Below are 22,134 nucleotides of genomic sequence, written 5' to 3'. Positions count from 1 at the left end.
AACCCGAGCTCTTCCTCTTCGCCGTCCTGCCCCTCGACGCGGGCGCGCCCCAGGACCAGCACGAGCCGGGAACCCTGCACGCCGATGAGCACGTCGACCGCGAGCTTGCGTGCGGTGCGACGAACCAGGTCGACGTCGAACTGCGCGGGCGTGGTGCCCACGAGCACGGCCACCTCGCCATGACCATGCCATCCGAGTGCGGCGATCCGGCTCGGCAGCTCCTCGTCGGCTTCGCCGGTGAGGATCGAATCGACGACGAGGGCCTCCAGCCGGGCATCCCAGAGTCCGCGGGCTTCGGCGGCTCTGGCATACACATCAGCGGCGGCGAAGGCCACATCGCGGGAGTAGAGGAGGATCGCCTCCCGCAGATCGTCGCCTCGTCCGGCGACGCGTTCCTCCGTGACCTCGACCGTCACGCGGATGAGCTGCAGAGTCTGCTGGAGGCTCACGCTGCGCAGCAGCTCGCGCGGGGCTGCCGCGAAGATGTCGGCGGCGATCCACGGCGTGGAGGTGGGGTCTTCATACCACTGGATGAACGAGGTGATGCCCGCCTGGGCCACCAGCCCGACCGCGGAGCGGCGGGCTGGTGGCATGTCGGCGTACCACGGGAGGGTGTCCTCCAGGCGTTTGATCGTCACCGAAGCGATGTCACCGGAGATCCGGCGCAGCCAGGTGAGTGTCGCGGCCTTGTCCATGCCGGAGGGAGAAGAACCTGTCACCGAGGGCTCAGCTTTCGCCGCCCGCGTTGCCGCTGGTCCCGGCGTTCACATCGTGCAGGCGGTACTTCTCGATCGCCTGGGCCGCGAGCGAACGGTCGACCTTGCCGTCCTCGGCGAGCGACTGCAGCGTGCGGACCACGATGGACGGGCCGTCGATCTTGAAGAAGCGCCGTGCGGCGGCACGGGTGTCGGAGAAGCCGAAGCCGTCGGCACCGAGAGTGGCGAAGCGGTTCGGGACCCACGGACGGATCTGGTCCTGCACGGCGTGCATGAAGTCGCTGACCGCGACGACCGGTCCCTCGGCACCCTGGAGCTTCTGAGTGAGGTACGCGGTGCGCGGCTCGGCCTCGGGGTGCAGGAAGTTGTGCTCGTCGGCGGCGAGGCCGTCGCGGCGCAGCTCTGTCCACGAGGTGACCGACCAGACATCGGCGATCACGCCCCAGTCCTTCTTCAGCAGCTCCTGCGCTTCGAGGGCCCAGGGGAGTCCGACACCGGATGCGAACAGCTGTGCGCGGTGTCCCTCGCCCTCGCCGACGGAGACGCGGTGGATACCGCGGACGATGCCGTCGACGTCCACATCCTCCGGCTCGGCCGGCATCACGAGAGGCTCGTTGTAGAGCGTGATGTAGTACATCACGTTCGGGTCCTCGTGCTGGCCGCCGTACATCCGCTCGAGACCGGAGCGCACGATGTGCGCGATCTCGTAGCCGTAGGCCGGGTCGTACGAGATCGTCGCCGGGTTGGTGGCGGCGAGCAGGTGCGAGTGGCCGTCGGCGTGCTGGAGTCCCTCACCCGTGAGGGTGGTGCGACCGGCCGTGGCGCCCATGATGAACCCGCGGGCCATCTGGTCGCCGGCTGCCCACTGGGCGTCGCCCGTGCGCTGGAATCCGAACATCGAGTAGAAGATGTAGACCGGGATCAGCGGCTCGCCGTGCGTGGCATAGGACGTGCCCGCCGCGGTGAAGGCGGCGAGGGCGCCGGCCTCGTTGATGCCGACGTGCACGATCTGGCCCTGCGGGCTCTCCTTGTAGGCGAGGAGGAGCTCACGGTCGACCGAGGTGTAGTGCTGGCCGTTCGGGTTGTAGATCTTCGCCGACGGGAAGTAGGCGTCCATGCCGAACGTGCGCGCTTCGTCGGGGATGATCGGCACGATGCGGTGACCGAACTCCTTGGAGCGCAGCAGGTCCTTCAGCAGGCGGACGAACGCCATGGTCGTGGCGATCTCCTGCGTGCCGGAGCCCTTCTTGGGCAAGGCATATGCCGAATCGTCCGGGAGGGAGAGCCCGACGTGGGTCGAGCGGCGCTCCGGGAGGAACCCGCCGAGCGCGTTGCGGCGCTCGAGCATGTACTGGATCGTCTCGTCCTGAGGCCCCGGGTTGTAGTACGGGGGCAGGTACGGGTTCTCTTCCAGCTGCGCATCCGTGATCGGGATGTGCATGGCGTCGCGGAACGTCTTGAGGTTGTCCAGCGTCATCTTCTTCATCTGGTGGGTCGCGTTGCGGCCCTCGAAGTGCGGTCCGAGGCCGTAGCCCTTGACGGTCTTCGCGAGGATGACGGTGGGCTTGCCCTTGTGCTCGGTCGCGGCCTTGAACGCGGCGTAGACCTTGCGGTAGTCGTGGCCACCGCGCTTGAGGTTCCAGATGTCGTCGTCGGAGTAGTCCTTGACGAGGGCCGCGGCCCGCTCGTCGCGGCCGAAGAAGTGCTCACGGATGTATGCGCCGGACTCGGCCTTGTACGTCTGGTAGTCGCCGTCGGGGGTGACGTTCATGAGGTTGAGCAGCGCACCCTCGGTGTCGCGGGCGAGCAGGTCGTCCCACTCGCGGCCCCAGACCACCTTGATGACGTTCCAGCCCGCGCCGCGGAAGAACGACTCGAGCTCCTGCACGATCTTGCCGTTGCCGCGCACGGGGCCGTCGAGGCGCTGCAGGTTGCAGTTGACGATGAAGGTGAGGTTGTCCAGTCCCTCGTTGGCTGCGACCTGCAGCTGTCCGCGGCTCTCGACCTCGTCCATCTCGCCGTCGCCCAGGAATGCCCAGACGTGCGACTGGGACGTGTCCTTGATGCCGCGGTTCTCGAGGTACTTGTTCGACATCGCCTGGTAGATGGCGTTGATCGGACCGAGGCCCATCGACACCGTCGGGAACTGCCAGTACTCCGGCATCAGGCGCGGGTGCGGGTAGGACGGGATGCCGTTCGGCGCGTGCGACTTCTCCTGGCGGAAGCCGTCGAGCTGGTCCTCGGTGAGGCGCCCCTCGAGGAAGGAGCGGGCGTAGGTGCCGGGTGAGGCGTGGCCCTGGATGAAGATCTGGTCGGCGCCACCGGGGTGGTCGGCGCCCTTGAAGAAGTGGTTGAAGCCCACTTCATACAGCGCCGCGGAGGACGCGTACGTCGAGATGTGACCACCGACGCCGATGCCGGGGCGCTGGGCGCGGTGCACCGTGATGGCCGCGTTCCAGCGGATCCAGGCGCGGTACCGGCGCTCGACCTCCTCGTCGCCAGGGAACTCGGGCTCGTTCTCCGGCGCGATGGTGTTGATGTAGTCGGTGGTCGGGACCATCGGCACGCCCAGGTGCAGCTCCTTGGAGCGCTTGAGGAGGCTGAGCATGATCTCGCGGCCACGTCCGTGGCCCTTGGCGTCAACCAGCTCATCGAGCGACTGCTGCCATTCGCCCGTCTCTTCCGGGTCGCTGTCCTGGGGACCCTGGGAGTACGGATCCTGGTCGTGCACGGTCACGGGGGAACCTTTCGTCAAGCTGGCAGGTCATGCCAAGGAAACGGGAAGCGACACGGGCAGCCTTGTCAGCTGTGCACAACGCGCGCCGGGTTCAGCCTATCCCTCTTCCACGACACGGGTGCGCATCGTCCGCCCGATAGACTGGGCACACCAGGGCCTTTAGCTCAGCTGGTAGAGCGCCACGTTTACACCGTGGATGTCGTCGGTTCGATCCCGGCAGGGCCCACCTCCACCGAGACGGCTCACCCCGCCGCGACCACTAACGAGGCTTCGCAGCGATCACCGAGTTCGGGATGTGCCCGGCGGCGAGCACCGCCGCCGCAATCGCGATCCAAGGGTTCTGGAGCCACGCGGCACCGGCGAGGAACACGCCGACCGGTAGCAGCGCCATCGGAACGGGAACTCCGACGACCGGGGCGAACAGCGACGACAGTCGTCTGCCCGACACGAGGTAACGCCCCCAGAGGGCCCAGTACGCCACGACGAGGATCGCCGCGGGGATCGCCCACCACCAGAGCGGGCGATCGCCCACCGTGATCACCGGCACCGTCACGCAGAGTGCCTGCCCTGACCGTTCGAGGACCTCGACGACCTTCGGCACGGCGACGCGCTCCATGGCCGGTCGAGGAGGGAACCACACCAGCAGCAGGTTGGGGGCGAACACGGCGAGACTCAGCGCGAGCCCGAGCACCGAGAAACCCATGATCGCGACCTTATCGGGCAGATGCGGGGTCCGTTGCCCTTCGGCTTCCCGTCGACTCCCTGGCGGTCGCCTCGCTGCGGATCTAGGCTCCCGACATGGGACTTCTGACCTTCAGCCTCAACATCACCCTGGACGGCTGCGTCGACCATGAGGAGGGGATCGCCGATGACGAGACCCACGCCTACTTCACGCGGTTGCTGGAGGATTCCGGCGCCGTGCTCTGGGGTCGCACGACCTACGAGATGATGGAGGACGCCTGGCCCGCGGTCGCTCGCGGCGAGGTGGAGGCCCCGCCGGCGCTGCGCGAGTGGGCGCTCGCTCTCGAGGTCAAACCCAAGTACGTGGTGTCCTCCACGCGCGATGAGTTCCCCTGGACGAACACCCATCGGATAGCCGGGAACCTGCGAGAGGGCGTGCAGCGTCTCAAAGACGACACGCCGGAGGGTGTTCTCCTCGGAAGCGGCGCCCTCGCCGCCGAACTCGACAGGCTCGATCTGATCGACGAGTACCGGTTCCTCATCCACCCCCGGATCGCGGGGCACGGTCCGACCCTGTTCCGGGATCGATCGTCCGACACGCGGAAGCTCGAACTGGTCTCGGCGGAGCCGCTGCGCAACGGAGCGATCGTGACGCACTACAGGCGCGCCGAGTGATCCGGCCCGGTGCATACCGCGTCGCGGTCGCCGAGGCAAGGCCCGAGGGGCGGGCGCAGCGCGGCGCGTACGCTGTACCGCACGGCAGGACTCCAGAATCGACAGCGGGGAGCTTTCACACATGGCGGGACGCATCGTCATCAGCGGGGCCTCTGGCCTGATCGGTTCCGCGTTGGCCGCTTCGCTGCGCACCGACGGTATCGAGGTCACCACCCTGGTGCGTCGTGCGCCGCGATCCGAGGATGAGGCGCAGTGGGCGCCGGGCGAGAGCGCGCTCGACCCTGATGTCGTGGCAGGCGCCGACGCCGTGGTCGCGCTCGGGGGTGCCAGCGTCGGACGACTTCCGTGGACGCGCGGCTATCGTCGTCAGCTGGTCGACTCGCGTCTGCAGGCCACCCGCACCCTGACGACCGCCCTCCGTGCGCTGCGGTCCGATGCTCCGGCTCTCGTCTCGGCGTCCGCGGTCGGCTACTACGGTTCCGCTCCCGGCGAGATCCTCACGGAGGACTCCGCTGCAGGGCAGACGTTCCTGGCGGATCTGACGGTGCGGTGGGAGCCCGAAGCCCGACGCGCGGAGGACCACACCAGGGTCGCGCTGCTGCGTACCGCTCCCGTCATCCATCGGCGAGGAGTGCTCAAACCGCTCATCCAGCTGACCCGGTTCGGCGTCTCGGGCCCGCTCGGTCAGGGCACGCAGATCTGGCCCTGGATCTCACTCGACGACGAGGTGCGTGCGATCCGTCACATCCTCGACGCGAAGATCTCGGGGCCGGTCAACCTCACGGGGCCCACTCCCGCGTCTGCGAACGACATCGGGCGCGCTCTCGCCGAGCGGATGCACCGGCCGTTCTGGCTCCCCGCCCCCGCCTGGGCGCTCCGGATCGCACTCGGCGATGCCGCCGACTCGCTCCTGCTCCCGGATGCGGATGTGCGTCCGCAGGTGCTGGAGCTGTCCGGCTTCCGATTCACACATCCGACCGCCGCCGACGCTGTGGCCGCCGCGCTCTGACCGTTCTGGGGCATTCTTCCGGCGACAGCCCTCCCGCATCGACACGTTCCACTGCGAGACTGAGCGCATGGAGATCATCGAGAACTCGAAGCTCACGGTCGTCGGCGCGGGAAGTGTGGGGTCGAGTGTCGCCTATGCGGCACTGATCAGGGGTTCCGCGCGGCATGTCGCGCTCTACGACATCGCGACCGAGAAGGTCGAGGCCGAGGTGCTCGACCTCGCTCACGGCACGCAGTTCACCGGCTCGAGCGACATCATCGGCGGCAGTGACATCTCCGTCGCCGCGGGTTCGCACGTCGTCGTGATCACGGCCGGCGCGAAGCAGAAGCCAGGCCAGACCCGCATCGAGCTCGCCGAGGTCAACGCAGGCATCATCCGTGGCATGATGCCGGATCTGCTGGAGGTCGCCCCGAACGCGATCTACGTGATCGTCACGAATCCCTGCGACGTGCTGACGGTCATCGCGCAGGAGGAGACCGGGCTTCCGCCCGAGCGCATCTTCGCCTCGGGAACCGTGCTCGACACCTCGAGGCTGCGCTGGAAGCTCGGACAGCGCGCCGGTGTCTCGACGGCGAGCGTCCATGCGCACATCATCGGCGAGCACGGCGACACCGAGTTCCCGCTCTGGTCCCGTGCGACGATCGGCACGGTGCCGATCCTGGAGTGGGAGACTCCGGGGCACTCGCGATTCACCCTCGATGAGCTGCAGGAGATCGCCGTGGACGTGCGTGACGCCGCGTACAAGGTGATCCTGGGCAAGGGCGCGACCAACTACGCGATCGGCCTGTCGAGTGCGCGCATCGTCGAGGCGATCCTGAGTGACGAGCACGCCGTGATGCCGGTGAGTACCGTGCTGCGTGATTTCCACGGTATCGACGGTGTCGCACTCTCGGTGCCGTCGATCGTGAGCGCGACGGGGGCGGTGCCGATCCGGAACACATCGTTCTCCGACGGGGAGCTGGCCCTGTTGCGCCAGTCCGCCGACGCCCTCACGACTGCGGCGGCATCCCTGCGTCCGTGAACGGGGGATCGTTGCGAAGCCGACACCCCGCTCCGCATCACCGGCCGTGCGGGTCCGTGCGGTTGAGCGTGGCGACGACCTGATCGTAATCACCGCGGGCCTCGCCGTAGCGGAGGAACTTCACCCGCTCGACCTGGATCTCGGCGGCGTCGGGCTGGGCCTCGATCAAGGCCATGACCTCGTCGATGAACTCGTCGAGCGGCATCGCCGACTCGTTGTCCTCGTGGCCCGGCATGAGCGCCGTGCGCACAGCGGGAGGCTCGAGCTCGAGCACCGACACGCTGCTCCCCTCGAACTGCAGGCGCAGGGACTCGCTGAGCATGTGGATCGCGGCCTTGCTGGCGTTGTAGGTGGGTGTCACCCGGAGCGGGGCGAACGCGAGTCCGGACGAGACGGTCATGATCGTCGCGTCGGCCTGGGCGCGGAGGTGCTCGACGAAAGCGGCGATGAGTCGGATGGGGCCGAGGATGTTGGTGACGACCGTCTCCTCCGCGGCGGAGAGGAATCCCGAGGGCGTGCTCCAGTCCTCGGCCCGCATGACGCCCGCCATCGTGATGAGCACATTGAGACCGGGGTGCGCGGCGAGCACCTCGGCCGCCGCTGCTTCGATGCTGCTCGCATCCGTCGTGTCGACCCGCACGGTGTGGATGTCGGGGTGCTCGCCGGCGATCGTCGCGAGACGGTCCTCGCGGCGCCCTCCGACGATCACGGTGTTCCCCCGTTCCCGCAGCCGCAACGCGAGAGCGAGACCGATGCCGCTCGTGGCGCCGGGGATGAAGATGGTGTTTCCGCTGATGTTCATATCCCCACCGTCGTCCTCCTGTGGCAGCCGCTCCAGAGAGCGGTCATCCAGGGACGGGCGATCCCTGGAACGCGAGCCGGCAGCGGGGGATACTTCTGAGGTGGACCGCGAAGCACTGGCCGAATTCCTCCTCCGTCGACGCGAGGCGCTGAGCCCGGCCGACGTCGGACTCGCGGCAGGACCGCGGCGTCGCACCGCGGGTCTGCGCCGAGAAGAGGTCGCGCAGCTGGCGACGATGTCGACGGACTACTACACGCGACTGGAACAACGACGAGGGCCTCAGCCGAGTGTCCAGATCCTCACCGCCCTGGCCCGGGCCCTGCGGCTGACCGAAGACGAGCGGGATTATCTCTTCCGGCTCTGCGGACACAGCGCCCCCGATCGTGCCCGGCTCGCGGAGTACGTGCGCCCGGGCATCCTCCGCGTGCTCGACCGGCTGCACGACACCCCCGCGTTCGTCGTCTCGGTGCTCGACGAAGTGCTCGTGCAGAACGACGCATCCCGTCCGCTGATCGGCGACGCGACCACTCTCACCGGACTCGACCGGAGCGGCATCTACCGCTGGTTCGCCTACCCCGATACCGAACGGCTGCGCTACCGGGAAACCGACCATCCGCGACAGGCCCGTGCGCTCGTGGGCTCGCTGCGTGCCGCATACGGGGTGATGGGTGCTCGATCGAGGGCGGGTGACATCGTCGCGGAGCTGACGGTGCGCAGCTCGGAGTTCGTGGAGTTGTGGGACGCGCACGAGGTGAGTCGACGATTCGAGCAGCACAAGGTGATGGTGCATCCCGAGCTGGGTGAGATCGAGGTCGACTGTCAGGCGCTGTTCACCGAGGACGAGTCGCAGGCGCTCATCGTGCTCACGGCAGCGCCGGGGAGCGAATCCGCGAGCAAGCTCGAGTTCCTGCGGGTCCTCGGCACGCAGAACGTCTGACCAGCGGTCGTCAGGACTCTTCGTGGGTCCGGGGATCGGCGTCGAACAGGCGCCCGTCCGGGCGACCGAGCGCGGTGATCGCGGCCACCTCCGCGTCGTCCAACACGATCTCCGCGGCGGCGAGGTTCGTCACCTGGTGCTCGAGTGACGAGGCCTTCGGGATGGAGACCGTGCCACGGGCCACGTGCCATGCGAGCACCGTCTGCGCGGTGGTGATACCCCGGGACGATGCGATCTCGTTGATCACGGGTTCGTCGAAGAGCTCCTTCGCACGCCCCAACGGGCTCCACGCTTCGGTGAGGATGCCGCGTTCGCGGTGGTAGGCCAGCTGCTCGTCCTGCGGGAAGTACGGATGCACTTCGATCTGGTTGACCACGGGCCTGACCCCGGTCTCCCGCTCGATGCGCTCAAGGTGCTCCGGGAGGAAGTTGGAGACGCCGATCTGGCGGACGACGCCTCTGGCCTGCGCGTCGACGAGCGCGGCCCACGCCTGGACGTACTCGTCCTGGTTGGGGTTGGGCCAGTGGATGAGGTGCAGGTCGGTCACGTCGAGTCCGAGGCGGGAGCGGCTCTCCTCGATGCTGGTGCGCGCCTTCGCCGAGGAGTGGTGCCGTCCGGGGAGCTTCGTGGTGACGATCACGTCCGAACGTGCCACCCCGGAAGCTGCGACCCCACGGCCCACCGAGCCCTCGTTCTCGTAGTTGAATGCGGTGTCGACGAGCCGGTAGCCGGCACCGATGCCGGCGCTGACCGATTCGGCCCCGGCATCGCCGTTCAGGGCGTACGTGCCCAAGCCGATCGCGGGGAGGGCGAACCCGTTGTGAGCGGTGAACGAGGGGACGACGGGCTGAGTGGTCACGGTGCTCCTTCTGGCCTTTTCCCCGAGCGTACGCTGAGGGGATGACATCGGAGGCGGAGATGGCGTCGGATGACGTCATGATCGACGAGCTCGAGCGGTGCCCCTGCTCATCCGGCGACGTGTACGGCCGTTGCTGCCGTCCGCTCCTCGACGGAGCGACGGCGCCGACGGCCGAACGCCTGATGCGTTCGCGCTACACCGCGTTCTCTCTGCGAGACGAGGCGCATCTCCTGCGCACGTGGCATCCGACGACGAGACCGGGGACGATCGAGTTCGAACCGGATCTGCGGTGGCGGCGGCTGCTCGTGATCGATCGCGAGGCCGGGGGCCCGTTCGACCGCGAGGGCATCGTGGAGTTCGAGGCGTTCTGGCAGCAGCGCGCCACGAGAGGCTCGCTCCATGAGCGCAGCCGCTTCGTGCGCGAGGACCGGCACTGGTACTACGTCGACGGCGACGTGCACTGATGGGCGGATGTCGCGACAGCGGCTAGATTTGAGAGCGTGAACGCCAGCCCCGAGAACCAGCGCACCCTGCTCGACATCGCCGACCTCGACCGGCGCATCGCGCAGGCCGAGCGTGCCAAGACCAAGCCGAGCCAGGCGGAGCGGATCACCGAGCTCGTGGCGATCCGTCAGGACCAGCTCCGCGAGCTGACCGCACTCGCGGGTACCAGAGACGACGTGCGCACCGAGCTGAAGCGGCTGGAGTCGGATGTCGCCGTCGTCGAGGCACGCCGGAACCGCGACGCCGAACGCCTGGCCGCATCGACGAATCCGAAGGACGCGCAGGCGCTCGAGCACGAGCTCGGCAGCCTCGCCCGCCGACAGAGTGACCTCGAAGATGCCGAGCTCGACGTGATGGGCCGTCTCGAAGAGGCAGAGGCCGCCGTCGCCGCGCAGCAGGCGCTCCTCGACACGACGACCGCCGAGGGGTCGGCGCTCACCGCGCAGGCGAAGGCGGACGTCGCAGCAGCCACCGACCTCGGCGCACAGCTCGCCCGCGATCGTGCGGCCGTCGCGGAGACCGTGTCGCCTGCCTTGCTGGCGGAGTACGACCGCCGCGCGAAGAACAGCGCAGGTGCCGCCCTGTTGACCCGCGGTACCTGCGAGGGGTGCCGCATCCTGCTCCCCAGCACGGATCTGAACGACATCAGGCGAGCGGCGGATGACCTCGTGGTGTCCTGCCCCGAATGTGGGTGCATCCTGGTGCGCACCGAGGAGTCCGGGCTCGCATGAGTCGCGCCTGCGCGCGTCGGCGATGACGGCGCCGGCGGCGGGGGTCGAACGCCGCATCGCACTCGTCTCCGTCGGAGCGCAGGAGTACGTCGCGATCGAGCTCGATCGGAACGACGAGGAGCTGGACCGCACGTCCTTGCGTGTTGCTGAGCTCCCGGAATGGGTGCGCTCCGTCGAGGACTCCGATGCCCCGCGGTGGGTCATGCGCAGCGCCGCCGAGACCTACGCGTTCCTGCTCGAGCACGGCGTTCGGATCACCCGCAGTCACGATCTGGTGCTGTGCCACGCCATCCTGCGCGACACGTCGTCGGTGCAGAGCCCGCTCCCGGCCTCGCCGGAGTGGGAGCGGCGAGAGCCGACGGCAGCGGTGCCCTCGCTGTTCGACGTGTTCGACGACGTGAGCGGTGACGATGCGATCACGACCGCACTCGATCAGTACCGCGCACAGCGGAGGGTGATGGCCGCTGCACAGGACGGACGCCTCACCCTCCTGTGCGCTGCGGAGTCGGCAGGCGGACTCATCGCAGAGGAGATGCGGGTCGCGGGGTTGCCCTGGGATGAAGGCGTGCACGATGCCATCCTGACCGACACCCTCGGCACCCGTCCTGCCGCCGGGGGAGCACCGAGTCGCATGGTCGAGCTGGGCGATCGGGTGCGCGCGCTCCTCGGCGATCCGTCGCTCCACCTCGACAGCCAGCAGAAGCTGCTCAGGGCGCTGCATCGCGTCGGGGTCCAGGTGGAGTCGACGAGTCGATGGGAGCTCGCCCAGCACGAGCATCCGGTCGTGGAGCCCCTCCTCGCCTACAAGAAGCTCTCCCGCTTGCTCAGCGCCAACGGATGGGCATGGTTGGCGGAGTGGGTGCATGAGGGTCGGTTCCGTCCGGTCTACATCCCGGGCGGTGTCGTCACCGGTCGCTGGGCGTCGGCCGGTGGAGGGGCTCTTCAGCTTCCGCGGAGCCTGCGCCCCGCTGTCCGAGCCGACCCGGGGTGGACCCTGGTCGTGGCAGACGTCGCGCAGCTCGAGCCGCGGATGCTCGCCGCGATGGCCTCCGACGAAGCGATGGCCCGCGCGGCGCGGGGGAGCGACCTCTATGCAGGCGTCGTGGCGTCCGGGGCCGTCTCCACCCGCGAGGAGGCGAAGTACGCGGTTCTCGGAGCGATGTACGGCGCCACGACCGGAGACAGCGGCCGGCTGGTCCCGCGGCTGCGCAAGGTCTACCCGAAGGCGATGGCGCTCGTGGATGCCGCGGCGCGCACAGGGGAGGACGGGGGAATCGTCTCGACCTGGCTAGGGCGGTCATCGCCTCGTCCGTCGACGGAGTGGATGCGGCTGCAGGCGGACGCGACCGGTGCGGATGCCGACCCCGCGGTCGTCGCGCTCGCACGGCGGCGTGGACGCGATTGGGGCCGGTTCACCAGGAACTTCGTGGTGCAGGGCACTGCTGCCGAGTGGTCGTTGATCTGGCTGGCGGAGATCCGGCATCGCCTGCAGCAGATCCCTGAGGTGTTCGCCGAGGCGGCGGCGTCCGGTCCGTTCGCGCGCTCTGCGCACCTGGCGTTCTTCCTGCACGACGAGGTGATCCTCCACGTTCCCCTGGAACACGCGGAGGAGGCTGCCGAGGCGGTGCGCGAGGCCGCGGCCACGGCCACGACGAGGCTCTTCGGCTCGTTTCCCATCGACGTGCCCCTCGACCTGCGCATCGCGGAGTCCGCGGAGAAGTAGCCGCCGGTCGTGTGCGCAGGAGAACGTAGACTGGAGAGGCGAATGGGTCGACTGGACGGCCGCGTTACGGGCAACCGTACCGAGGAACGTCCGGGCTCCTCAGGGCAGGACGGTGGGTAACGCCCACCCGGAGCAATCCGCGAGAAAGTGCCACAGAGAGCAGACCGCCCCGCAAGGGGTAAGGGTGAAAGGGTGGTGTAAGAGACCACCGGGGGTCATGGTGACATGGCCTGCCAGGTAAACCTCGTCCGGAGCAAGGTCAGACAGAGGATGTTGACGCGGCTCGCCGAGTCCTCGGGTAGACCGCTAGAGTGCCACGGCAACGTGTCGCCGAGAGAGATGGCCGTCGAAGGGGCGAAGAACCCCGGAACAGAACCCGGCGTACAGGTCGGCCCATTCGCCTCACACGCACGAAGGCCCCGATGACTGGAGAGTCGTCGGGGCCTTCGTGCGGATCCGGGTGGCTGAGCCTGTCGAAGGTCAGTCCCCGGCGAGCGACGCCGCGCCGATGATGCCGGAGTTGTTGCGGTGGATCGCCGGGACGATCGGGGTCTTCAGGTCGAGCAGCGGGAGGAAGTCTCCGGCGTTCTTCGACACGCCGCCGCCGACGACGAACAGGTCGGGGCTGAATAGGAACTCGATGTGCGAGTAGAACGCCTGCAGACGCTCGGCCCACTCGGCCCACGAGAGGTTCTCGCGCTCCCGTGCCGACGTCGCAGCGTAGGTCTCGACCGACTCGTATTCGCCGAAGTTGAGGTGACCGAGCTCGGTGTTCGGAAGGAGCACGCCGTCGTAGAGGAAGGCCGATCCGATGCCGGTGCCGAGCGTCGTGAGGAGCGTGAAACCGCGCACGTCCCTGGCCGCTCCGTGGCGGGCTTCGGCGACACCGGCGGCGTCGGCGTCGTTCACGAACACGATGTTGCGACCGAGACCGTCCCGGAAGAACCGCTCGGCGTCGAAGTCGATCCACTCCTTGGAGACATTGGCGGCGGAGAGGGTCTTGCCGCGCTTGACGATCGCCGGGAATGCGACGCCGAGCGGCAGGGTCGAGTCGTGCACGTCGAGGGTCTTCAGCACGGTCTGCACGGCATTGAGCACGTCCTGGGGCGATGCGCCCTCGGGGGTCGGTACCCGTACCCGGTCGGACGCCATGATTCCGTGCTCGAGGTCGACGATTCCTGCTTTGATACCCGTGCCGCCGATGTCGACGCCGATCGCTTTTGCCATGGGCGATAGCTTAGCGACCACGGTGCACGCCAGTAGGATCGATGACATCACGTGAAGAAGGGGCAGACATGTCTGACGGTGACCACAAGTACTGGTACAACTCCACGACCGGCGAGATCGAGTTCGGGATGATCTCGCCCTCCATCGACCGCATCGGTCCGTTCGACACCGAGGCCGAGGCCCGTCGTGCTCCGGAGGTCGTCAAGGAGCGTTCGCGCGCCTGGGCCGAGGAAGAGGCCGTCGAGCAGGGCTGGGACGTCAAGGGCCCCCAGAACACGGGCGACGCAAAGGGCCAGGGCGCAGAGTAGCCATGGACAAGCAGAGGGACTTCGTCCTCCGGACCATCGAGGAGCGCGGCGTCAAGTTCGTGCGACTGTGGTTCACCGACGTGATCGGCACTCTCAAGTCGGTGGCCATCGCGCCGGCCGAGGTCGAGGGTGCTTTCGCGGAGGGAATCGGGTTCGACGGTTCGGCGATCGAGGGGCTGACACGCACCTACGAGTCCGACCTGCTCGCCCAGCCCGATCCGACGACGTTCCAGACGCTGCCCTGGCGCGGCGAGATCGACCCGACCGCGCGCATGTTCTGCGACCTGACGACTCCCGACGGCCAGCCCGCCGTCGCCGATCCCCGTCACGTGCTCAAGCGCACGCTCGCGAAGGCCGCTGACGCCGGGTTCACGTTCTACACGCACCCCGAGATCGAGTTCTACCTGCTCAAGTCCTCGTCGTTCGGGCCGGAGGGGCCCGTGCCCGTCGACTCGGCGGGCTACTTCGACAACGTGCCCGGCGGCACCGCGCACGATTTCCGTCGCCGTTCGGTCCGGATGCTGGAAGACCTCGGCATCTCGGTCGAATTCAGTCACCACGAGGGCGGGCCCGGTCAGAACGAGATCGACCTCCGCTACGCGGACGCCCTCACCACGGCCGACAACATCATGACCTTCCGGACGGTGATTAAGGAGGTGGCGATCGAGCAGGGCGTCTATGCGACGTTCATGCCGAAGCCGCTCAGCGACCAGCCCGGAAGCGGTATGCACACGCACATGTCACTGTTCGAGGGTGACCAGAACGCCTTCTACGAAGAGGGCGCGAAGTACCAGCTGTCGAAGACGGGCCGGCACTTCATCGCGGGCCTCCTGCGTCACGCGAACGAGATCTCCGCGGTCACCAACCAGTTCGTCAACTCATACAAGCGGCTCTGGGGCGGCGACGAGGCACCGAGCTTCGTCACCTGGGGTCACGCGAACCGATCCGCACTCGTCCGCGTGCCGATGTACAAGCCGAACAAGAGCCAGTCGTCCCGCGTGGAGTACCGCGGCATCGATTCCGCGTCGAACCCCTACCTCGCCTACGCGCTCCTGCTCGCAGCCGGGCTCAAGGGCATCGAGGAGGGATACGATCTGCCGCCGGAGGCCGAGAACAACGTGTGGTCGCTGAGCGACGCCGAGCGGCGAGCTCTCGGTTACGAGGCACTGCCGGCGAGTCTCGACCACGCCCTGGAGTACATGGAGGCGTCCGAGCTCGTCGCGGAGACTCTGGGCGAACAGGTCTTCAACTACGTGCTGCTCAACAAGCGCAAGGAATGGGAGGCCTACCGCGGTCAGGTCACCCCGTTCGAGCTGAAGAGCAACCTCGAGCTGCTCTGACCCGCCCGATGGCGCGTCCTGACGATTCGGTCTCCCTCTCCGCCCTCGCCAGGCTCGGCTTCTCCGAGCTGAGCGAGGCCGCGGCAGGCCTCGCTGAGCTGGCGGAGATTCTCGATCAGCCGCGGACGGTGCTGCTCGAGGCTGCCGATGCCGCGGATCCCGATGCCGCCGTCCGCGGGCTGCTCCGCGTGGCCCGTCGGGATGAGTCGTCATTGCGTGGGCTCCTCGTCGACGAGGAGACCCGCCGCGGTGTCTGGCGGGTCTTCGGCGCCTCGGAGGGACTCGCCGAGTTCTTCCTCCGTCACCCGGACCAGCTGAGCGTCCTGGAAGCACCCCGCGATGCACTGCCATCGGCCGAGGAGCTCCAGGAGCGGCTGCTGGCCTCAGTCGGTGCGTGCGACGGGTTCGCGCAGTCGGGTGGGGACGACGAGGTCGTCGCGCTCAGAGTCGCCTACCGACGAAATCTCGCTGCCATCGCCGCGTTCGACCTCTCGCGCACGGCACCGGAGATGGCAGTAGGCCCCGTGTCGGCAGCGCTGGCCGACCTCGCGGGTGCTGCCCTGGAGGCGTCGCTCGCGGTGGCGCGGACCCGGGTGCAGGAGTCGATGGGGCGGGATGAGGTGGCGGCGACCCGTCTCGCCATCATCGGAATGGGAAAAGCCGGCGCTCGGGAGTTGAACTACGTCAGCGACGTCGACGTGATCTTCGTGGGCGGCAGCAGCGACGAAGAGGTCGTCACGGAGGCGCGTGCCATCGACATCGCGACCAGGCTCGCGCGCGAGACCATGCGGAACCTCGACGCGATCGAGGTGGAACCGCCGCTCTGGGAGGTCGATGCCGCGCTGCGTCCAGAGGGCAAGCAAGGTGCTCTGGTCCGCTCGCTCGCATCCCATCTCGCGTACTACGACCGCTGGGCCAAGAGCTGGGAATTCCAGGCTCTGCTCAAGGCTCGTCCCCTCGCCGGAGATGCGGAACTCGGGGCGGAGTACATCGCCGCAGTGCAGCCGAAGATCTGGTCCAGTGCCGCGCGGCAGGACTTCGTCGAGAGCGTGCAACGCATGCGGGAGCGCGTGATGGAGCACATCGACCCGGACGACGCTCCGTATCAGCTGAAGCTCGGGGCGGGTGGGCTTCGCGACATCGAGTTCACCGTGCAGCTGCTGCAGCTCGTCCACGGACTCACCGACGAGTCGCTGCGCACGCGCGGGACCCTCGAGAGCCTCGCTGCGCTCGTCGAGGGCGGTTACATCGGGCGGGTCGATGCGGCGGCGTTCGCCGAGGACTACCGCCTGCTCCGGCTCATGGAGCATCGCCTCCAGCTGAGAGAGCTCAGCCGCACGCATCTGATGCCTCGGACTCCGGCAGGCCTGCGGATCCTGGCGAGGGGCACACGCCTCGCGGAGAGCGGTGACAGTGTGTGGGCCCGCTGGGAGAGCGTCCGGCGGGAGGTGCGCGAGATCCATACGCGCCTGTTCTACCGCCCACTGCTGAGCGCTGTCGCCGGTCTGCCGGAAGAGGAGCGGACCCTCTCCGCCGCTCAGGCGCACGACCGCTTGGCAGCCATCGGCTTCCGGGATCCGGCGGGCGCACTCCGCCACATCGGTGCGCTCACGAGCGGGCTCAGCCGCAAGGCGACCATCCAGCGACACCTGATGCCTATCATGGTGCGGTGGTTCGCCGACGGAAGCGATCCTGACTACGCGCTCCTCGCCTTCCGTCGCATCAGCGAGCGTCTCGGAGACACCCCGTGGTTCCTCAGGATGCTGCGCGATTCGTCGGGGGCGGCGGAGAGCCTCACCCGCCTGCTGTCCTCTTCCCGGTACATCGGCGAGCTCCTGGAGTGGATCCCGGAATCCGTGGCCTGGCTGGACAACGCTGGGCGGCTGCGCCCGCGCGGGGCCGCAGCCCTCGACGAAGAGGCCAGAGCGATCCAGACGCGCCATGAGACGATCGGCGATGCGCTGCGGGCCGTCAGGGCGCTGCGGAGGAGAGAGCTCCTGCGCACGGCCATGGGGGCGGTGCTCGATGTCCTCACGATCGAAGAGGTCGCCACCGCACTCACGGAGATCACCGAGGCGACGATCCAGGCCGCTCTCCGCGCGGTGATGCGCGAAGTCGTCCCGGTCGATGACGAGGCGCTCGACTTCGCCGTCATCGCGATGGGGCGCTTCGGGGGTGCCGAGCTGGGGTTCGGATCCGACGCCGACATCCTGTACGTCTACGACGCGAACGGTGTCGATCCCCAGCGCGCGCAGAAGCTCGCGACGCAGATCGTGGCCGGCCTCCGCGAGCACCTGACCGATCACCGGCTGCCGCTCGACCTCGATGCCGATCTGAGGCCGGAGGGGCGGAACGGTCCGATCGTCCGCTCCATCCAGGCATACGCGGAGTACTATCGCCGCTGGTCGCTGTCGTGGGAGGCCCAGGCGCTGCTCCGGGCGCGCGGAGTGGCGGGAAGCGCGAAGCTGATCGCCCGGTTCACGGCGCTTGCCGACACGATCCGCTACCCGGAGGCCATCGACCTCCAGGGCACCCGCGAGATCAAGCGCATCAAAGCGCGGGTCGAGGGGGAACGGCTGCCGCAGGGTGCTGATCCCCGTCGCCACCTGAAGCTCGGCCCCGGCTCGCTGAGCGATGTGGAGTGGCTGGTCCAACTCCTCCAGCTGCAGCATGCGCACGGTGTTCCCGGGCTGCGCACGACCTCGACGCTCGGTGCGCTCGAAGCCGCCGTCGCGGCCGATCTGGTCGCAGAGGAGGACGCCGCGCGTCTTCGCGCGGCGTGGCTGCTGTCCAGTCGTCTCAGGTCAGCGATCACTCTGCTGACCGGGCAGACCAGCGACGTGCTCCCCGCCGATCGCCGTCAGCTCGATGCGATCGGTCGTCTGCTCGGCTATCCCGATCGCTCCGCCACAGAACTCGAGGAGGACTACCTCGGGGTGACCCGGCGCGCCAGGAAGACCTTCGAGCAGCTCTTCTACGGGTGAGTCGAGAGCGTCGGTTTGCGGTATCGCGTGTCGTGTCCCAAGCTGACGATATGACCAACGCGCGAATCGGCATCGTCTGGAACCCTTCGAAGGTCGAGCAGGAGGTCCTGCAAGCCGCGGTGAGCGAAGTGTTCGACGACGGGTACGACATCCGCTGGTGGGAGACGACCCCCGAGGACCCGGGTCGCGGCATGGCTCGCGAGGCGCGTGAAGACGGCCGCGACATCGTGGTCGCCGTCGGGGGAGACGGCACGGTACGCGCGGTCGCCGAGTCGTTGGCGGGTTCCGAGACGGCGCTCGGGATCGTCCCGCAGGGGACCGGCAACCTCCTCGCGCGGAACCTCGAGGTACCGCTGAACAACGTGAAGGCCGCACTGGAGCGGGTGCGCGACGCCGAGCCCCGTCGCATCGACCTCGGCTGGGTGTCGTACGACGGAACCGAGCACGCGTTCGCCGTGATGGTCGGATTCGGGGTCGACGCCCAGATGCTGGTGGAGACCGACGACGACCTCAAGTCCAAGGCGGGCTGGCTCGCCTATGTCGAGGCCATGGGACGCGCTCTCGCCGGTACCGAGATGACCGACATCACCCTCACGATCGACGGGGAGAAGGCCGTCGCGGTGCGGGGCCACACCATGTTGATCGGCAACTGCGGGATGGTGCAGGGCGGCATCAGACTGCTGCCGGACGCCGTGCTGGACGACGGCAAGCTCGACGTGCTGATGATCAGCGCCGACGGCGCGCTGCAGTGGCTCGATACGCTGCGATCATTCGTGTGGGACAACGGCATCCGTCGCCTGTTCGGCGCGACGGATGAGGCCGTCAGCACCGACTCGGCACGCCACCTCCCGGTGGAGACCATCTCCGTCGAGCTCAAGACGCCTCTCGTGTTCGAGATCGACGGCGAGGAGATGGGCGAGGTCTCGGCATTCGACGTCCGCGTCGAGGCCGGCGCTCTCCTCGTCCGCTGAGGGCGCCCCGGCAGGAGCCGTGATCAGCGCGCCGATGCCGGCGGGACGATCTTCCTGTCCTGGGCCGGGAACGTCACCTTCTGCACGATGATGGTGATGCTCGCGGCGACGGGGATCGCCACGAGGGCTCCCAGGATACCGCCGAGTGCACCGCCGGCGACGGCGGCGATGACGACGAGCGCTCCCGGCACCGCGACGGCCTTGCTCATGATCCGCGGCGAGAGGATATAGGCCTCGATCTGCATGTAGATCAGGTAGTAGATGATCGCGATGAGCGCCGTCACGGGGGAGACGAAGAGGCAGATCAGAGAGTTGATGATCGACGCCGTCAGCGTTCCCACCAACGGGATCATCGACCCGATGAAGGCGATGAGTGCGAGCAACGCCGGAACGGGCGCGCCGATGATGGTGAGGAAGATCAGGCTCAGGATGCCGTTGATCAGCGCAAGGCTGGCCTGGCCCATCACATAGCGGCCCACGGCCCCGGAGACGTCCTCGAGGAGGCCGCTGAAGGTGTCCCGCTGGTACGCCGGGACGAAGCGTGCCGCGAGGTGCTTCATGCTGCGCAGCGATGCCATGAAGTACAGCGTCAGGATCAGGACGATGGTGACACCGGTGAAGCCGCCGGCGATACCGGCGCCGACCGCGAAGACGCCGCCGCCGATGTCGAAGAAGTTGTTGGGATCCTTGAAGAACCCGAGGACGCCCTGAACGGCGTCGTCGATGGTGCCGAACTGGCTGCTGACGTCCTTGTACCAGGCGCTGGCCATGAAGTCCTCGACCATCTTCGGCCCGTCCTTGATCAGGTTGCCGACCTGTTCCACGAGGAGCGGGACGATGGCGAGGATGATGCCGGCGAACGCGAGGAGCACAGCAGCGACGACGATGGCTACGGCGGCGGCGCGCGGGAGCTTCTTCTCGATGAACGAGACGATCGGGTCGAGGCCGAGGGCCAGGAAGACCGCCACTCCGATATAGACGAAGACGGTCGCGAGCTGGCCGATCACTCCGCCGATGGCCAGGGCGACCAGCACCCCGAGGGCGCCCAGCAGGCCGAACATGAACGGGTTGGTCCTCGCATATGCGACGACCGCGTTCGAGGGCTGAGACGGTGCGGCGGCGACCGGCGTGTGTGCGTCGGTGTTCACGATGACTCTTCTACGGCGCATGGTTCCCCCGGTCGATGCTCAGACTCACCAGTTGAACACTCGCGAGTCCACCGGGTCAAGCCGGGAACGGCCACTGGCGCGCCCCCTCGTTCGACGAGAAGATGAGCCATGACCGAACACGCTCCCCATCGCGACGCCCTCGCCGTCACCGCCTACCTGTATGCCTTCCCGCTGGTGTTCAATCTCGGACAGGTTCGACGTTCGGTGCAGAACGGCATCGGCACCATGGCGGCGACCCCTCTCAACGCCATCGCCCACGCCCGCACGCTCGCGAGCGCAGACGACGACTTCGTCTCGATCAACAACGACACGGTGTACTCCTTCGCGCAGATCGATCTGAGCGCTGGTCCCGTACGGCTGCATCTGCCGGACGCGGGGGATCGGTATCACGTGATGCAGTTCGTCGATGCGTGGACGAACAACTTCGCGTACGTGGGCACCCGTGCGACAGGCGGAGGGGCGAAGGACGTGGTCCTGCGGGGACCGTCGACTCGGTCCGAGACGCAGGCCGTCCCCGACGTCATCGAGATCGATGCGCCGACGGATGTCGTCTCGCTCGTCGGTCGCTGGGCCGTCGACGGCGATGCTGATCTTCCGGCCGTTCACGCGCTGCAGGACGCGATGTCGCTGACCGGAGTTGCCGGACAGGGGCTTCCCGACGCCGCGCCGCAGGGATCCGAGGCTCTGGACTTCTGGGAGCAGTTCCGCGTGTGGTCGCGGGCCTTCCCCGGCGCGGCGCGAGACCGTGCGCTCGAGGCCACGTTCGTCGAACTCGGGATCACCGGCGAGGCTCCGGTCGGCGGACTCGGCGAGACCGCCGTGGCCCGTCTCGAGGATGCGTTCGCGGAGGGAAGCGCTGCGCTCGATGCGATCCTTCAGTCCGGATCCGCTCCCGTGATCAACGGCTGGCAGATGACTCTGCATGTGTTCGACTACAACCTCGACTTCTTCCAGATCGGTGCACTGGACGACCCTCAGTGGAAAGCACCCGAGGGGCTTCAGCGCCTGGCTCTGCGAGCAGGATCGGCCAAGGCGGGGCTCTGGGGCAATCACGGCTACGAGGCGGCGTACATCATGACGTACGTCGATGATCGCGGGGAGCAGCTCACCGGGGAGAGGAACTACACCCTCCACCTCGCGCCGCCGCCCCCGGTCGGCGCGTTCTGGTCCGTGACGATGTACTCGTTGCCGGAGTTCTTCCTGGTGGACAACCCGATCGACCGATATTCCCTCGGGGACCGGACGCCGGGAATCGTCTATGGAGACGACGGCTCGCTGACCATCACCATGAGCCATTCCGCACCCGAGGACTCCCTGGCGCGGGCCAACTGGCTGCCGACGCCGTCCGGAGAGTTCCGGCCGATCATCCGCATGTACATCCCGGGGGAGGCGGTGCTGAACGGGACCTACGAGCCCCCGGCGATCGTCCGCACCGCGTGATGACGTCCGGGATCACGACGAACGCCCGCCAGGAGGACCCTGGCGGGCGTTCGTCGTCGCTTCGAAAGGGCGATCAGACCCCGAAGTACAGCTCGTACTCGAACGGGTGCGGACGCTGCGCCATCGGCAGGATCTCGTTCTCGTACTTGTAGGAGATCCAGGTCTCGATGAGCTCCTTGGTGAACACGCCGCCCTCGAGGAGGAACTGGTGGTCGGCAGCCAGGGCGTCCAGCGAGTCGAGCAGCGAGTTCGGGACCTGCGGGATGTCCTTGGCCTCCTCGGGGGGAAGCTCGTAGAGGT

At 68.0% G+C, this 22,134-nt stretch carries 18 protein-coding genes, 1 tRNA gene, 1 other RNA gene and 2 pseudogenes; 14 read left to right on the top strand and 8 right to left on the bottom strand.

The window, feature by feature from the left end; genetic code table 11:
* Both DSP71_RS23125 and aceE read right to left on the bottom strand, forming a co-directional pair.
* A pseudogene (locus tag DSP71_RS23125) lies at positions 1-695 on the bottom strand (PucR family transcriptional regulator); the annotation flags it as partial.
* Positions 696-726: 31 nt separating this feature from the next.
* Entirely contained in the window at positions 727-3,453 is a 2,727-nt protein-coding gene (gene aceE, locus DSP71_RS04615) for a pyruvate dehydrogenase (acetyl-transferring), homodimeric type (protein WP_046749121.1), read from the bottom strand.
* Between the two features lie 153 nt (positions 3,454-3,606).
* Here aceE and DSP71_RS04610 point away from each other — a divergent pair.
* Positions 3,607-3,679: transfer RNA gene (locus DSP71_RS04610), tRNA-Val, on the top strand.
* Between the two features lie 33 nt (positions 3,680-3,712).
* On the opposite strand, the gene DSP71_RS04605 is transcribed toward DSP71_RS04610, so the two are convergent.
* Positions 3,713-4,156, bottom strand: coding sequence for a hypothetical protein (locus tag DSP71_RS04605; protein WP_058631882.1), 444 nt, complete (start codon positions 4,154-4,156; stop codon positions 3,713-3,715).
* A gap of 95 nt (positions 4,157-4,251) precedes the next feature.
* Between DSP71_RS04605 and DSP71_RS04600 the strand changes: the two genes are divergently transcribed.
* From DSP71_RS04600 to DSP71_RS04590, 3 genes are all read left to right on the top strand, one after another.
* The gene (locus DSP71_RS04600) at positions 4,252-4,809 is read left to right on the top strand and encodes a dihydrofolate reductase family protein (RefSeq protein ID WP_058631883.1); all 558 of its coding nucleotides are present in this window, start codon (positions 4,252-4,254) and stop codon (positions 4,807-4,809) included.
* A gap of 121 nt (positions 4,810-4,930) precedes the next feature.
* On the top strand, positions 4,931-5,818 hold the full coding sequence (locus tag DSP71_RS04595) for a TIGR01777 family oxidoreductase (RefSeq protein WP_113680470.1): 888 nt from the start codon (positions 4,931-4,933) through the stop codon (positions 5,816-5,818).
* Between the two features lie 67 nt (positions 5,819-5,885).
* Positions 5,886-6,839 carry an L-lactate dehydrogenase gene (locus tag DSP71_RS04590; RefSeq protein ID WP_113680469.1) on the top strand — a complete coding sequence of 318 codons (954 nt, stop codon included), beginning with the start codon at positions 5,886-5,888 and terminating at the stop codon, positions 6,837-6,839.
* A 37-nt stretch (positions 6,840-6,876) separates the two neighbouring features.
* Here the strand turns inward: DSP71_RS04590 and DSP71_RS04585 are convergent, their stop codons facing one another.
* A complete protein-coding gene (locus DSP71_RS04585) occupies positions 6,877-7,641 on the bottom strand; it encodes an SDR family oxidoreductase (RefSeq protein WP_113680468.1) in 765 nt (254 codons plus the stop codon).
* Between the two features lie 100 nt (positions 7,642-7,741).
* On the opposite strand from DSP71_RS04585, the gene DSP71_RS04580 reads away from it, so the two are divergent.
* Positions 7,742-8,578 carry a helix-turn-helix transcriptional regulator gene (locus DSP71_RS04580; RefSeq protein WP_113680467.1) on the top strand — a complete coding sequence of 279 codons (837 nt, stop codon included), beginning with the start codon at positions 7,742-7,744 and terminating at the stop codon, positions 8,576-8,578.
* A 10-nt stretch (positions 8,579-8,588) separates the two neighbouring features.
* Here DSP71_RS04580 and DSP71_RS04575 read toward each other — a convergent pair whose 3' ends face one another.
* Positions 8,589-9,437 carry an aldo/keto reductase gene (locus DSP71_RS04575; RefSeq protein ID WP_258546264.1) on the bottom strand — a complete coding sequence of 283 codons (849 nt, stop codon included), beginning with the start codon at positions 9,435-9,437 and terminating at the stop codon, positions 8,589-8,591.
* 41 nt (positions 9,438-9,478) lie between these two features.
* On the opposite strand from DSP71_RS04575, the gene DSP71_RS04570 reads away from it, so the two are divergent.
* From DSP71_RS04570 to rnpB, 4 genes are all read left to right on the top strand, one after another.
* Positions 9,479-9,901: a YchJ family protein gene (locus DSP71_RS04570; protein ID WP_082108714.1), complete on the top strand. Its 423-nt coding sequence runs from the start codon at positions 9,479-9,481 to the stop codon at positions 9,899-9,901.
* A 36-nt stretch (positions 9,902-9,937) separates the two neighbouring features.
* A complete protein-coding gene (locus DSP71_RS04565; protein ID WP_046749113.1) occupies positions 9,938-10,672 on the top strand; it encodes a zinc ribbon domain-containing protein in 735 nt (244 codons plus the stop codon).
* A gap of 22 nt (positions 10,673-10,694) precedes the next feature.
* Positions 10,695-12,395 (top strand): bifunctional 3'-5' exonuclease/DNA polymerase, encoded by a 1,701-nt coding sequence (locus DSP71_RS04560; RefSeq protein ID WP_058631778.1) that lies wholly within the window; start codon positions 10,695-10,697, stop codon positions 12,393-12,395.
* A 43-nt stretch (positions 12,396-12,438) separates the two neighbouring features.
* An RNA gene (gene rnpB / locus DSP71_RS04555) (RNase P RNA component class A) lies at positions 12,439-12,795 on the top strand.
* An 80-nt stretch (positions 12,796-12,875) separates the two neighbouring features.
* Here rnpB and ppgK read toward each other — a convergent pair.
* Positions 12,876-13,622 (bottom strand): polyphosphate--glucose phosphotransferase, encoded by a 747-nt coding sequence (gene ppgK, locus DSP71_RS04550; protein WP_046749111.1) that lies wholly within the window; start codon positions 13,620-13,622, stop codon positions 12,876-12,878.
* A gap of 68 nt (positions 13,623-13,690) precedes the next feature.
* Here ppgK and DSP71_RS04545 point away from each other — a divergent pair, with 68 nt between their 5' ends.
* The 4 genes from DSP71_RS04545 to DSP71_RS04530 are packed head-to-tail and all read left to right on the top strand — an operon-like array spanning position 13,691 to position 19,225.
* The gene (locus DSP71_RS04545; RefSeq protein ID WP_058631777.1) at positions 13,691-13,930 is read left to right on the top strand and encodes a hypothetical protein; all 240 of its coding nucleotides are present in this window, start codon (positions 13,691-13,693) and stop codon (positions 13,928-13,930) included.
* A gap of 2 nt (positions 13,931-13,932) precedes the next feature.
* Positions 13,933-15,270, top strand: coding sequence for a type I glutamate--ammonia ligase (glnA, locus tag DSP71_RS04540; protein WP_046749109.1), 1,338 nt, complete (start codon positions 13,933-13,935; stop codon positions 15,268-15,270).
* A gap of 8 nt (positions 15,271-15,278) precedes the next feature.
* Complete coding sequence (locus tag DSP71_RS04535; RefSeq protein ID WP_113680465.1) at positions 15,279-18,254, top strand: bifunctional [glutamine synthetase] adenylyltransferase/[glutamine synthetase]-adenylyl-L-tyrosine phosphorylase; 2,976 nt, start codon at positions 15,279-15,281, stop codon at positions 18,252-18,254.
* Between the two features lie 50 nt (positions 18,255-18,304).
* Positions 18,305-19,225, top strand: coding sequence for a diacylglycerol kinase family protein (locus tag DSP71_RS04530; RefSeq protein ID WP_046749107.1), 921 nt, complete (start codon positions 18,305-18,307; stop codon positions 19,223-19,225).
* Positions 19,226-19,248: 23 nt separating this feature from the next.
* On the opposite strand, the gene DSP71_RS04525 is transcribed toward DSP71_RS04530, so the two are convergent.
* Positions 19,249-20,373, bottom strand: a complete 1,125-nt coding sequence (locus tag DSP71_RS04525; protein WP_258546263.1) for an AI-2E family transporter — start codon at positions 20,371-20,373, stop codon at positions 19,249-19,251.
* A gap of 129 nt (positions 20,374-20,502) precedes the next feature.
* Between DSP71_RS04525 and DSP71_RS04520 the strand changes: the two genes are divergently transcribed.
* A complete protein-coding gene (locus DSP71_RS04520; protein ID WP_058631774.1) occupies positions 20,503-21,834 on the top strand; it encodes a DUF1254 domain-containing protein in 1,332 nt (443 codons plus the stop codon).
* A 73-nt stretch (positions 21,835-21,907) separates the two neighbouring features.
* On the opposite strand, the pseudogene DSP71_RS23120 reads toward DSP71_RS04520, so the two are convergent.
* Positions 21,908-22,134 (bottom strand): annotated as a pseudogene (locus DSP71_RS23120) (glutamine synthetase); the annotation flags it as partial.

Origin of the sequence: Microbacterium sp. H6 (assembly GCF_003314775.1) — a bacterium.
Classification (GTDB): Bacteria; Actinomycetota; Actinomycetes; order Actinomycetales; family Microbacteriaceae; genus Microbacterium; species Microbacterium oxydans.
Note: the sequence above shows the minus strand (reverse complement) of the source record. Positions and strands in the feature narration are given on the sequence as shown.